General features: G+C 40.9%; 10 protein-coding genes. 4 read left to right on the top strand and 6 right to left on the bottom strand.

Annotation, left to right across the window (positions count from 1 at the left end; all coding sequences use genetic code 11):
• Positions 1 to 5 precede the first annotated feature (5 nt).
• From ACFG4S_RS16060 to ACFG4S_RS16050, 3 genes are all read right to left on the bottom strand, one after another.
• Entirely contained in the window at positions 6 to 815 is an 810-nt protein-coding gene (locus tag ACFG4S_RS16060) for a DUF928 domain-containing protein (RefSeq protein ID WP_392535734.1), read from the bottom strand.
• A 71-nt stretch (positions 816 to 886) separates the two neighbouring features.
• Positions 887 to 3,214, bottom strand: a complete 2,328-nt coding sequence (locus tag ACFG4S_RS16055) for a CHASE2 domain-containing protein (protein ID WP_392535733.1) — start codon at positions 3,212 to 3,214, stop codon at positions 887 to 889.
• A gap of 208 nt (positions 3,215 to 3,422) precedes the next feature.
• Positions 3,423 to 4,391, bottom strand: a complete 969-nt coding sequence (locus ACFG4S_RS16050; protein ID WP_392535732.1) for a DUF1822 family protein — start codon at positions 4,389 to 4,391, stop codon at positions 3,423 to 3,425.
• A 409-nt stretch (positions 4,392 to 4,800) separates the two neighbouring features.
• On the opposite strand from ACFG4S_RS16050, the gene cobW reads away from it, so the two are divergent.
• Both cobW and ACFG4S_RS16040 read left to right on the top strand, forming a co-directional pair.
• Positions 4,801 to 5,841 (top strand): cobalamin biosynthesis protein CobW, encoded by a 1,041-nt coding sequence (gene cobW, locus ACFG4S_RS16045; protein WP_392535731.1) that lies wholly within the window; start codon positions 4,801 to 4,803, stop codon positions 5,839 to 5,841.
• Between the two features lie 79 nt (positions 5,842 to 5,920).
• A complete protein-coding gene (locus ACFG4S_RS16040) occupies positions 5,921 to 6,370 on the top strand; it encodes an ABA4-like family protein (protein ID WP_392535730.1) in 450 nt (149 codons plus the stop codon).
• A gap of 305 nt (positions 6,371 to 6,675) precedes the next feature.
• Here ACFG4S_RS16040 and ACFG4S_RS16035 read toward each other — a convergent pair whose 3' ends face one another.
• From ACFG4S_RS16035 to ACFG4S_RS16025, 3 genes are all read right to left on the bottom strand, one after another.
• Positions 6,676 to 7,410 (bottom strand): DUF1995 family protein, encoded by a 735-nt coding sequence (locus ACFG4S_RS16035; protein ID WP_392535729.1) that lies wholly within the window; start codon positions 7,408 to 7,410, stop codon positions 6,676 to 6,678.
• A 704-nt stretch (positions 7,411 to 8,114) separates the two neighbouring features.
• Positions 8,115 to 8,384, bottom strand: coding sequence for a type II toxin-antitoxin system VapC family toxin (locus ACFG4S_RS16030; protein ID WP_392535728.1), 270 nt, complete (start codon positions 8,382 to 8,384; stop codon positions 8,115 to 8,117).
• A gap of 155 nt (positions 8,385 to 8,539) precedes the next feature.
• Positions 8,540 to 9,709, bottom strand: coding sequence for a cysteine desulfurase family protein (locus tag ACFG4S_RS16025; protein ID WP_392535727.1), 1,170 nt, complete (start codon positions 9,707 to 9,709; stop codon positions 8,540 to 8,542).
• Between the two features lie 206 nt (positions 9,710 to 9,915).
• Here ACFG4S_RS16025 and ACFG4S_RS16020 point away from each other — a divergent pair, with 206 nt between their 5' ends.
• Both ACFG4S_RS16020 and ACFG4S_RS16015 read left to right on the top strand, forming a co-directional pair.
• The gene (locus tag ACFG4S_RS16020; protein WP_392535726.1) at positions 9,916 to 11,340 is read left to right on the top strand and encodes a phospholipase D-like domain-containing protein; all 1,425 of its coding nucleotides are present in this window, start codon (positions 9,916 to 9,918) and stop codon (positions 11,338 to 11,340) included.
• An 819-nt stretch (positions 11,341 to 12,159) separates the two neighbouring features.
• Positions 12,160 to 13,578 carry a sensor histidine kinase gene (locus ACFG4S_RS16015; RefSeq protein WP_392535725.1) on the top strand — a complete coding sequence of 473 codons (1,419 nt, stop codon included), beginning with the start codon at positions 12,160 to 12,162 and terminating at the stop codon, positions 13,576 to 13,578.
• Positions 13,579 to 13,829 lie beyond the last annotated feature (251 nt).

The following is a 13,829-nucleotide window of genomic DNA, read 5'->3' as shown; positions in this document are numbered from 1 at the left end:
AACATCTAAGGTTTATCTAACAAAAGCGGTTCTTTGGCAACATCATCCAAGCGGATACTTGCTACCAAATTCTCCCACTGTGCCTGAAGTCCGGTATCTTGAGGATTTTTCTGACGGAGTTGAGCCAGTGTTGCTATTGCCTCGTACCAAATTCCATTTTGGCTATAGATTGCACATCGTTTTAGAGGTTCTGCCGTTTCTAGTTCTTTAACTGTTGCTTGACTGAGATTAACTCGTTGTATTACCCCTTCAACGTAAGTCCAGGGAGAATTCTTTTGGGGATCGTAGTTAATTTTGAAAAACCAACGGTATCGTTTATTTAGTGCCAAGGCGGGAGCGGTGCTAGGCAGAGAAACGCGCATAACTCCTGGCTTATCGGGTAGAGCGATGGTCTGTTTAAATATCTCATTCGAGTCCTCATCTTGCAGCACAAATTCTACTAGATCGACCTGATCCTTCGTACATGGCACATAGAAAAACCAACTTGGGCGTTCTAGGGTTGTCTGTGCCCAGACATTGATCACCCCGTCAGCTTCCTCATTAAAGGGCGTTAAAGCCGTGAGTTCTTTAGCTGGGAGACATGCACCTCCCCGCGTTGCTCCGCCACGGACACGTCCGCCAGGAGGGGGACCAGGTGGAATTGGGGGTTGCTCAAAGCGTGGGGTTTGAGCAACAATCGTTTTCGGATTATGGGATGCTAAGCGATCGCCTAATGAATGACCAAAAGTCAAAGTTTGACTTACTACCAAACCCGTACAGCTAAAAGTTAGTACTAAAAATAGTTTTAGTTTTATCGGTTGTGAAATAGACTTCATAAAAACCTCATATCATCAGATTTGGGCATAGGGCATTGGGTATGGAGAAAATTCATCTCTTCACTCAGCACTCACTCAGAACTGGAAATTTTTGTTTTTGAATTATAAATTGACATCAAGCCAACGGTTGCTAGCAGCGATAAAGCTGAGGGCACAAAGGGCACCCAAGCACCCCAAATTAAGAAACTCAAGCAAACTAGATACAGAACGCTAGAAGTTACACTGACTAACAATGCCAACCAGAGGAATGAAAGCTTTCGCCAAGTCAAGACTACTCCTATTAAAGACCAGCCCCAAATCCAGACGATTTCTATCCACAGTGACCACACCTGCACTAATGGACGCCCATCCTCCACAGCACTGAGAATTTGGCTAATCATATGTGCTTGTACCAAGACTCCTGGCATTTGCTCGTCTAAGGAAGCTCCGTAGGGTGTAGACCAGGTATCTGGAGAATCGCCTCTTGATACCACACCAATCAAAACAATCCGGTCTTTGACAGCATTGGGATTAACCGGACTGGATAAAAACTCGGTTAGCTTCACCTGTTGGGCTATCTCTTTTGAGGAACGGTAATTGAGTAAGATTTGACCGCTGGCATCAATATTTTGATAGCCACCACTACGGGGATTCAGTTTGGGAAAAACAGTTTTACCCAACTGCAAATTCCCTTCAGGAGTGAACTTAACTTTAATTCCTGAACGTTGTAGAAGATAGAGAGAGGCCAGTTGTAGACTGAATGAGTAGGGAGCAGAACACAACGATGTCACCTCTTGGTTCATAAACAGGAGATGACGACGGATAACTCCATCACTGTCATGAATAAAGTCACTAAATCCAAGATTTGTTGGCGGGATTTCTGGTGGTGGCTGAATACCTCCGATATTGGCTGTGCCATCACTCCCCTTACATACGCCAATTAAGTTGGGAGTTTTTTCTAGACGAGAAATTAAATCTGGGTCTTTGGTCTTAAAATCACGGTAGATATCCAAGCCGATCGCTCTGGGTTGATACTGATTCAGTTTCGCTAAAAGTTTGTTGAGAGATTTTTCGGAAATAGAAGCTCCGATTAAGGACTCACCATTTTTTCTTTGAGTTGCCAAATCATCATCGTCAATTGTGATTACCAACATTCGGGGATCGATTCCTTCCCCAGGACGCGATCGCATCATCTGGTCAAAGGCTGGAATTTCTTGATTTTGCAACAGTCCTGTAAATCTTACCCCACAAACCAAAGCCGTAATCGCCACACTCGATAATAAAGCCGTGTAAAATCTATGTCTGATAGACGGACAGAAATTCGGTGGAGCTGCACTTTCTATAAACCTTAATTCATCCCAAGTGGGTGGGATCTGAGCTGGATTTTGGCAAATTACTGGTAACCAAGTCGCACAGGGAAATCGATCCTCTAGTCCTTGCAACCGTTCCCGTGCTTGACGCACTGATTGATACAAAGACTCTCCACCAGCAAAGCCTTGCAGAAAATACTTTAAAAACTCCTGAGCAACCTGGTCTGGGACAGGTTCGCGCATCACAATTATTTGAGGAATTTGTAAATCAGCTAATTCTCGCGCCAATCCCAATCCATCACAGGAGTTGAATATAGCCAATTGTAAGCCATTTTCAATCGCTTTTTTCAGAGCGTACTTTAATTCGCCAATGGTGAGACTATCAGTTTTATTCAGATAAATTCGTCCGCTTTCTCCATTTCTGTGACTAGAACTGTGTCCAGCAAAAAAGAGAATATCCCAGTTTTTTCCCCAGAGATGCTCAGTTAATTCTTTGCGCTGTGGTTCTACAAGAAAACTGACTTCGGCGTTGCTACATTCTTGTAATAAAGCTTGATCGGCTTGGGTGTCAATTCCCTGACTATTACCGACAATTGCCAAAATGTTGACTAAAGGATTTGGAGTGCGTGGCTTGTGAATGCGATCGTAGGTCGGTGAAGCAAGAGCGATTTCCGTCTTCGGATAGCGTTCTAACAAGTCCCACAAATGCCAGGGTAATAACTGCAATTGACTATTTTCTGTTTGCAAAATTACTCGCACTTCTTCCGAGGACGACAATCTTTCTAACCATTTTTCTCTGACAGGGCGAAACTCTTCCGCTCGCAGCCAGGTATTAAAGCGTACCCGCAAAATATGAGAAGTGTTTTCGCAGTCTTGGATCATCGATACATTCGTTACCTGCACTTGCTCTGCATGGAGGCGATAACGATTGCCTATCTGCCGATAACTAGACTGCCAATGACTATAATAGAGCGGCATTTGGGGAAATGGAGGTAACTTTCCCGTAATTTCTGTTGCAGGACGCTCGTGTTCTTCACCAATTTGGAGGGTGACAGTAAACCCCTGCTCAAAACTACCCTCTCCGAATTTCAGAACCACTAACTTACTCATAACCGTCGCTATCTCCCTGTGCAAAATCACATTCGCCTTGGCGTAGCCTCTCATAGAGAAGCGTCTCCCATAGGAGAAACTCTGATGTCTGATGACAAGCTTTATCAGCGTGTACAGACTGTTTTCCAAATCCCCAAAAGCTGGCTTGAATTTTTAATTAATTTACCACTTATAAATTACCGACAAAGAGGGAAGATAGCTAAATTTTTTAAATCCGAAAATGTTCGGTAATACTAGTACCATTCAAGGCCACCCTAACGCTAAATTGTTCTGTGGGTTCACCGCGAAACTGCAACTGAATATAGTTATCTGATTTTCTCGATTGAGCATCTAAAAAGACTGCTCCGGAACTATCTAGAACAGTGAGATGAACTCCTGGTGGTAAGTATATTTGACTGCCAGTTGCATGCAATTGAAGATGGATACTGGTTTCTTGATTCTTTTCAGGACTGATTTCTACAATTAACATCACGGGGTAGTTGAGAAGTTGAATACCCAAATCAATTAATTTTGCCCGTTTAGTAATTGATTCTGGTCGATGGAGAGCATTCAGTTCCGCAGTCTCAATACCACGAAAGGCATAAGCTGGTCTAAGTTCTGGCAGATTCCATAGGGATTCAACAGTTTGCCAGCCAGTCTCAAATATACCAGCAAACCACTGACCCAAATTCACCAATGAGGTGAGTGCAGATTCGCGAAGTTGCGCCATATGGTCGATAAACGCTTCCAATGGTTGCAGTTGTGTTAAATGTAGTGTTTCAGTGGTCACACTAGGGACAAAACCAAGTAGCTTCGCTTCTTGGAGTGATTCATCAAATTGAACCACTAAATAACCCACCCGTTCTTCCCAGGTTTCTGGAGGAATTGCACATGTCTGCTGGTGCTGCTGAACAGGGCGACACTCCAAACGACCTACTGAGGGTACTTCTAAATCAGCAACATTCCCACACAGGCGCGTAATGGGGTTCCAACTGTCACTACCTTTTAAATCGGTTGGAATATCCATCATTTCCAAATAATCATTCACCACCCATACAGCTAGAGTATTCAGCCGGACTTGCTCTGCTTTTTCATAATTTGGCTGCTCGTTAGCAAATTGCTGAGCAGTTATGTGAGCTTTTTGGGTAATTGGCAATTTTAGAGTGAAATCTTCTAGCTGATAGGTGGAGTTATTCATAAGTCAGTCCCTAACGATCAATGCTGCTATGTACATATCGCCCATATTCACTAAATTTATGCCACAAAATAGAGAATGATTATTGAAACAAGGAAATTAGTTAGGAGTGCTGAGTGCTGAATGCTGTTAGCGGAAGCGGGGCGTTTAGCCCGTGCTGAGTTAGGAGTTTTGTTTATCTCCTTGTCCCCTTGTCTCCCTTGTCTCCCTTGTCTCCCTTATCTCCCTTGTCTCCCTTGTCTCCCTTGTCTCCCTGCTCCTTTGCCCCTCCGCCCCCTACCTCTTTTTACTTTCAGCGTTTTGCTCTAGAATTTCAGCTTAGAATAACTAAGTCAATATTGAAACTCAGGTTAATTTCAGTATTTAAGTTTCCATTAATGAAATTTAATATACTGAGGATATCAGGCAAAATATGGCTGCAAAAATTCCGGTCACAGTAATCACAGGCTTTTTAGGTAGTGGAAAAACTAGCCTGATTCGCCATTTGCTACAAAATAACCAAGGACGCCGTATTGCGGTTTTGGTCAACGAATTTGGCGAACTAGGTATTGATGGCGAATTGTTAAAATCCTGTCAAATTTGCCCTGAGGATGGTGAAGGCGACAGTAATATTTTTGAATTAACCAACGGGTGCTTATGCTGCACCGTCCAGGAAGAGTTTTACCCGACGATGCAAGAGTTAATTAAGCGGCGAGATAGCATTGATTGCATTTTGATTGAAACTTCTGGTTTAGCTTTACCAAAGCCCTTAATAAAAGCTTTTCGCTGGCAGGAAATTCGCAATGCAGCCACCGTGGATGCGGTAATTACCGTAGTTGATTGTGCAGCAGTCGCAGCAGGAACATTTGCCAGCGATCCGGAGGCGATCGCCCTTGCGCGCCAAGCAGATGATAGTCTAGAACACGAAACGCCTTTGCAAGAACTGTTTGAAGATCAACTTGCTTGTGCAGACTTGGTGGTGTTGAACAAAATTGATTTGGTAGATGCTGAGACAAAAACCAGAGTTGAGGAATTGATTAAACAAGAGTTGCCCAGAGTAGTGAAGATTGTCGAGAGCGATAAATCTCAACTTGATGCATCTATATTATTAGGATTCCAAGCCGCAGTCGAAGACAACCTAGATTCTCGTCCCAGTCATCACGACACTGAAGAAGACCACGACCACGATGAAGAAATTATTTCAGCTAATTTAATTTTAGATCGTGCCTTTGACCCAGAAAAGCTAGAACAGCAGTTGCAAACATTGGCAGAAGAACAAGAAATTTATCGAATTAAAGGCTTTGTAGCAGTACCAAATAAACCCATGCGTCTAGTCATGCAAGGCGTCGGAACCCGATTTGATAAATTTTACGATCGCCCCTGGCACCCGGAAGAACTCAGACAAACCCGCTTAGTCTTCATCGGTCGTAATTTGAAATCCTCAGAAATCGAATCGCAACTTGTAGCTTTATAAGTTTGTCATTTGTCATTTTTGATTGGTTATTAATTCATCTCCCTCATATTCCCCCACTTCGCACTCCTAACTTTACAAAATGATCGTCTCTCAAATATTTAACATTGCCAATCTTTTCGTCTTACCTTTTTGGGCTTTGATGATTTTATTGCCAAATTGGAAAGTTACACGACAGATAATGTCATCATATCTGCCATTTGTGCTGTTAGCTGGAGCATATTTGTATTTGTTTATTAACAGCGTGACACCAGAAAATGCTCAAGATTTCTCGAATCTTGAGTTAGCTAATATTGCCCGACTTTTTGCAGATGAAAAAGTTGCCGCAACGGGTTGGGTTCATTATTTGGTAATGGATTTATTTGTTGGTCGCTGGATATACTTGGAAGGTCAAAAAACAGAGGTTTGGACAATTCATTCCCTAGCTTTGTGTTTCTTTGCTGGTCCTCTGGGATTACTATCTCACATCTTGACTGACTGGATATCTAAGAAATTTTTTCCGAAGTTTCAGCAGAATGAAGCTGCATCCTGAGAGGACGTTTTAAAGAACCCATGAACGTGTGTGCAGTAAATTTCAGTGATATCGCTTAAGGGAACTCCAAGAAATAAATTATCCAATCTTTTGGGGTGGGCGACACGAGAGCCATATCAACTGGGCGGGGCAGGATGCCCACCCCACAAGAGTTAATTAGATATTTTTTGATTTGGAAGTCCCTAAAGAATTAGATACAATATTAGCCAGTAAATAAATCCGCAGAAATACCGCTTTATCTTGTAGCTTTTGCATAAAATGAGGCAGCAGAGAATAAAATCTACCTCTGCTACCTCTGCTTTTTTCTAACTACTTAACGCCTTTAAAAATCTTTGTAAACTCTTAAACACATTGGGCTTTCTCGCAGGTGCCGCATCTGTTGTGGTTTGCGATTGTCCCTTCATCAGGATGAGATCCAACTCATCGCCTGATGGTTTTGTGGGTAATTCGGCAATTATTTGATATTCGCCGCTGGTTTCTAGCCAAACTTCCCACTGTCCTGGGTAGCAGCGATATAAGGCACTTTGATCGTCTATGGGGCGTAGGTAATAAGCGGATTCAATAGTATTGATGAAGCGATCGCGGATTTTTCTAGCTGCATAACCAATGCCTACAACCCCAGAATCTTCAAGACGGGGATTTAAAAAGACTAAAGGGCGATCGCCTATTACTTCACATAACTTTTCTAACTGCGGCACTTCTACGGAAGTGGGCGAGATGAATAAGAAAATTTCATCCTCTGGCTGGATTTTTGTCTGCAAGGAAGCAGCCCTCCCCGTCCCAATATCCAGAATTTGAAATGGTGCATCAGCCCAATCACGTCGAGCTAAAGCCGCAGCCCCAGCATCAGCAAAGAAAATCTTCAAGCGGGAATCATATTCTGTAAACACGGGCAGAAATTGTTCCGCCACGGGCATAAGCTTGATTTCTGGGAATAGGAACTCAACTTGTAGGCGATTACAGCCATCTGCAAGGGCAGCTTGGGCAGCTGTGCAAGATTGGGCGATCGCATCTTCAAGACTATTGGGAAGTTCACTCATGGTTTATTGTGTCGCTTTAGCATTACTTCTATTGTTTCAGTATTAGCTCTGATTTGAGCGACAAAGGTACTTCCCATCTCAATTTCAGAAGCGCGAGTGCGATCGCATAAAAGACAGACTCAAAATTTAGATGAAACCTAGATATTTTGATACCCGATACCCCAGCCAAACCCCCACAATGCCACCAATCACGCTGAAGAAGATCGAGGAAAAGGATAGCAAACTTCCACCCCACAATACAGGAATGTAGCTGCCAATCGTAGAGCCACAAAACACCCCAATTCCAATGATTAATTTATTCATTCCAGCAAAGCCTCAATCAAAAGTAATAAAAATAAGTCATGCTTGAACTCCTTTATGACTCAAAATATTACCTTTTGGTAAAAAACTCATTTAACCCTTTTGACGGCGTTCCTGATTAGATGTATGAATCTTGTTGTAGAGACGCAAAAACATTGTGATAAATACCTCGGGCACTTGCGTCTCCGTTCGCGGAGCATCCCGTAGGGAAGGAGTACAATCGGGGAAACCTTTGCGCAATGCAATGCCATCACACCTCGCATATTGACAACTACTCAACCCAGTTTTCTAATAGGAGTGTAGGAATACGAGAAAACTCTCGCACATTATTGGTGACTAGGGTAACTCCTAAACTCAGCGCGTGAGAAGCAATGAGCATATCCATTGCACCAATAATAAGTCCTTTACTTTCGAGATCGTTTCTGAATAGTACCGTAAATTGTTGCAGATGCTTGATTAAATTCAACAATTTCTAAAGGTAGCAGAAATTGCATCAGGGCGATGCGGTTTTTCTCTTGCTGTTGACTTTTGGCAACTCCATATTCTAGTTCGGCAATGGTGATAGAGGAGATACCAACATCAGAAATGCTAAGGGTTTGAAATTTATCCAGTACTTTTTGGGGTTTTTGCTTTATCAAGTAAATGCAGATGTTCGTATCAAGCAGGTATCGCATTTAAAAAGGTTATGTTGCTGATATTGAATATCTACAGGAATCAGAAATTTAACTCCAAACCACTTTAATAAAACCAATTTCTGTCATCGCGCACCCGTGTTTAGCTAGTTTATACGGCTAGTATTCCCACAGGTATGCGATTTGTCACATTTAATTTAACGCTTAACTAAAGATAAATCCGGTGTCAGCCTTTGCAAAATTTGCTTCAGCACCATCACCGTCCAATCTATATCAGCTTCAGTAGTATCACGCCCCAATGTGATGCGAATTCCCCCCAAAGAAGCTTTTTCGGAATAACCCATCGCTAACAATATTGGGCTAGGGCTAAGTTTACCACTGTGACAAGCAGCACCAGCACTGATGCCAATGCCAGCAAGGTTTAGCTGTCGTACTAAGGTTTTACCGCTAAGTTTTTCGCCGTCAGCGTTTTCTAAGCACATACTCACATGGTGAGGTAAACGATCGCTAATATCCCCTGTAGGAATTAAACCAGGAATCTCAGCTAATTGGGCAAAGGCGCGATCGCGTAACTCAATTAAACGTGGTGTTTCTGTAGCCAATTCTTCGGCTGCTAATTCTGCTGCTACACCAAATCCGGCAATTATCGGTACTGCTTGCGTACCAGAACGCAGCCCCATTTCTTGCCCACCACCACTCAATAAAGGCATCAATTCCACACCAGGACGCACATACAGCGCCCCTGCACCTTGGGGTCCATATATTTTATGACTAGAAAGGCTAAGTAAGTCTACGGGGAGTTGTTGTACATCTATGGGTAAACGTCCCGCAGCTTGTACGGCATCTGTATGGAACAAAGCACCATGCGATCGCACTATTCTACCCAGTTCGGCGATCGGTTGTACTGTCCCAATTTCACTTTGACCGTAAATTATAGAAACTAAGACTGTGTTATGTCGCAACGCCGCCTTTAAATCCAAGGGGTTGACTCTGCCTTTCACATCTACAGACAACCGCGTAACTTCCCAACCCCACATTTCTAGTAACCGTACTGTCTCAGAAATTGCGGAATGCTCAACGCTGGAGATAATTAGATGTTGAGGAACAGCATACAACCGAGCCACACCCATAATCGCCAAATTATCCGCCTCAGTGCCACCAGAGGTAAAAATGATCGATTCAGCAGTGGCGGCGTTAATTAAACCAGCAACTTGGATTCTGGCTTGTTCTACAACCGTTGCCGCCCGTTGTCCCCACTCATGTAAGCTGGAGGGATTGCCCCATTGTTGAGTGAGGATTGTTTGCATAACTGCGATCGCTTCTTTTCGAGTGGGAGTGGTAGCACTGTAATCTAGATAAATTTGCATAAAACCGATAATGGTGAGAACTCACGGTGGTAATGGGCTGCTGCTTTTGTGAGCATATACAGTTTCAGTGGACAAAATCTCTGTAATTCTGTATGTATGAGTCGTTTTTTCTTGCCTTGGAAAGCTATTTTTCTACTTAATCTCAAAACATAAAATTTTGGGAATGATAAATATGTCCACCCTTAATCCACTTTTAACAGATTACAGTGCAATTTTTATCTCGACAAAGGTATTTTTTATATATCTTTTTACTGGTCTTTCCCCTGGCTGCTTGTCAACAAGTGCAGTCATCTAATAAGCGTTTAGCACCCTTACCACAAGATCCCTTAGTTCAAGTTTACTTTAACCATTCTGAGTCTTCAGAATACAAAGAATCTTACCGTCAGCAAACTCGCTTGGGGGACGATCTAGAAAAACAAATTGTTGATGCTATTACACACGCTAAATCTACAGTAGATGTAGCGGTGCAAGAATTACGTTTACCTAAAGTTGCCCAAGCACTAGTTGATAGACAAAAAGCCGGAGTAAAGGTCAGGTTGATTTTAGAAAATACTTATAGCCGACCTTGGAGTAGTTTAACACCTGAACAAGTAAATAAGTTAGATAAAAGAGAAAAGGAACGCTATCAAGAATTTCGCCAATTTATCGATATTAACCAAGATAATCAACTGACTACCACAGAAATCAATCAAAGAGATGCTTTAATAATTTTGCAAAATGCCAAAATTCCTTGGTTAGACGATCGAGCCGATGGGTCAGCAGGTAGTAATTTAATGCACCATAAGTTTGTGATTGTAGATAATCGCATTGTAATTATCACTTCGGCTAATTTTACTTTAAGTGATACTTCGGGTGATTATACAAATTCTAGGAGTTTAGGCAATGCCAATAACTTATTACAAATTGACAGTCCTGAATTAGCATCTTTATTTACAGAAGAGTTTAACATTATGTGGGGTGACGGACCGGAAGGCAAGCCTGATAGTCGATTTGGTTTGCAAAAACCCCTGCGTTTACCAAAACAAATCAGATTAAATCAAACTACAATTAATGTACAGTTTTCGCCTACCTCTGTGACTCAATCATGGATTAATAGTAGTAATGGTTTAATTGGTAAAACTTTAGATTCAGCCACCCAATCTATTGATATGGCTTTATTTGTCTTTTCTGAACAACGTCTCGCCAATATTTTAGAAACTCGACATCAACAAAATGTCCAAATTCGGGCTTTAATTGAACCACAATTTGCCTATCGTCCTTATAGTGAAGCATTAGATATGATGGGAGTTACTCTCAGTAATAAATGTAAATATGAAGCTGATAATCATCCTTGGCAAAACCCAATTACTACCGTAGGTGTACCTGTTTTACCCAAAGGAGATTTACTCCATCATAAATTTGCTGTGATTGATAACCAAACAGTAATTACAGGTTCTCATAATTGGTCTGATGCTGCCAATAATGGTAATGATGAGACACTTATCATAATTCAAAGTCCAATAGTAGCTGCTCATTATGTCAGAGAATTTACTCGTCTTTATACAAAGATTAAACCCGGCTTACCACCAGCAATACAACAAAAAATTAAAGTTCAACAAACAAAATGTTCCCAGCTAAAAACTTCTTCATAAAGTTAAATATTTTTTGTTAAAATTGCAAGGCTTACAACCCCGACTTCTTTAAGAAGTTGGAGTTCTTGCTTGAGAAGAATTTTAAGGAAATTCTCAGATGAAATTAATTTAATTTATATTCATTACATATAAATTAGTAATATAGAGGATTTGCAAGTCGCGAGGAAAATGAAATAAAAAATAGTAACTTTTTTGGAACAGCTACCCTTTGTGCTGTAGGGATAAAATAGAGATAATTTTAAATCAGTCAATCACGGCAAAAACTCACAACGAAGGATGACAATCTGTATTTACTAATTCCTAGTTCTTAACCCCTATTTTTAAGCTAACTATAACTAAAAATGTAGGGGCTAATACCAATTCTTTACCAAGCTGTATAGAATTTCGATCCCCCTAGCCCACGCCAGTCGCTCCACTTGGGGAGACCCTAATACCGCGCTAGCTCCCCTTATTAAGGCACACAAGTCACCAGTTTTATCCCTATATGCTTGGTATAAGCCAGAAAGCCCTCATGTAGAGACGCGATTCATCGCGTCTGAAAAACTGCGACGTTAGAGAGACGCGATAAATCGCCGTCCTGAGAGAGAATCTACTTGTCAATTATTCCTTAATAGACTACTATTTTCGACTTGTGTGTACACTGTAGCTTATTAAGAGAGAAACCGGAAAAATATCTATCAAAGTCCCTCTTTTTAAGGGGGATTTAGGGGGATCGACATATCTGCAACTTCAGATTAAATTGGTATAAAACTGACTCTACTTTTAATAATCTAATTTTATTAATAAAGCCTTAAATAATACAAAAACTTAATTAAAGCAGTGAAGCAAATTAAAAAAAATTGGCAAAATATAGATCCATTTTCATTACAATTACGTCTAACGATTGGGATTGCTGGCTTTTCCGCTTTGGTTTTAGGTGGACTCGCTACATGGGCTAGCTGGAGAATGCAGCAAATATTAATTGATAGTCAGAAATATAATATAGAACAAATAGCCAAGCGTTTGCCCAGAGATGTCCAAATTTATAGTGAAATGATGCAGCCAGAAACTGCATTGCAAAAGGCTATTAATAACTGGGAAAATAGTAATACATTATTATGGCTAAAAAGTCCTGATAATAAAATACTAGTAAAATCTACCACTTTAGATTTGTTATCTAATTCTATGGTGGATGAGTTAATGTCTCTGAGTAAGATGCCGATTAAACCACAGATTTATAAAATTAACCAAAGCTACTTTGTTTTATGTGGTGGTTCTGTAGAAGTACAAGGTAAGTTATTGGGTAAGTTATTTGTAGTTAAAGATATTACCCGCGAACAGACAATGTTTCTGGTACTGGTGCAAAGTTTAGTTATTATTAGTGTGTTGGCAATTATTATTTTAACAGTTGCGATCGCCATTTTTATCACGCATTCTCTACAACCCCTACGCCAGCTAAATCAGATGGCTGCTGTCATTTCCCCAGAAGATTTAGGAAAAGCACAGTTATATCTTGATAATGCACCCAGTGAAGTCAAAGAATTAGCTCAAACTTTAACGATGTTATTATCACGTCTTTCTCAATCATGGGAGCAAGAACGACAATTTGTTAGTAATGTATCTCACGAATTACGTACACCTTTAACTATTGTACATGGTTATTTGCAAAGTGTTTTACGACGGCAAAATAATTTAACCCAGCCTCAACAAGAAGCTTTAGAAACTGCTGCATCGGAAGCAGAACGTACTATTCGATTGCTACAAGATTTACTTGATTTAGCACGAGCAGATAGTGGTTACTTGCATTTTCAGATGAAATCTTACATCCTAAATGACTTAGTTGAAGAAATCGTGGTGATGGCAGAAAAATATAGCGATCGCCAAATTACCATTGAGTCTACAATTTACCCAATTGAGGTAAAATTAGACTACAGTCGTCTCAAACAAGTATTACTGAATTTGATTGATAATGCTGTTAAGTATTCTGAAGTTAATACACCAATCAATTTTAAGTTAGATCGACTTTCAGACAAAGCAATTATACAAGTTTGTGATAACGGTTATGGCATTCCCTTGCAACACCAAGGGCGTATTTTTGAGAGATTTTACCGCGTAGATGAATCTCGCTCTCATGCAACCGGAGGTTCTGGTTTAGGTTTATCAATTGTTAAGACGCTTGTAGAAGGTATGGGAGGTAATGTCAGCGTGCAATCTAAATTAGGAGAAGGTAGTATTTTTACAATCAGTTTACCTATCTGACTTTTCAAGTTATCTGGAAAAAGGGACAGGGTGTGGAGTGTAATTAAGACTTTGATGATTTCCGCTACATCCAACACCCCATATCAACAAGGGTTTTAAGGCTTCCCGTGAAAAGTCAGGTTTACCTATCTAGTTCATCAATAAAGATGAATAAGCTGTTACGAATTTAACTTGTACATAACCGTTTTGTATTTTAGAGAAAATTAGATCGGCTTACCTGGAACTTGGATATTAGGGTAAGTACGTAATTT

The organism is Nostoc sp. C117, assembly GCF_043099735.1.
Classification (GTDB): domain Bacteria; phylum Cyanobacteriota; class Cyanobacteriia; order Cyanobacteriales; family Nostocaceae; genus Nostoc.
Note: the sequence above shows the minus strand (reverse complement) of the source record. Positions and strands in the feature narration are given on the sequence as shown.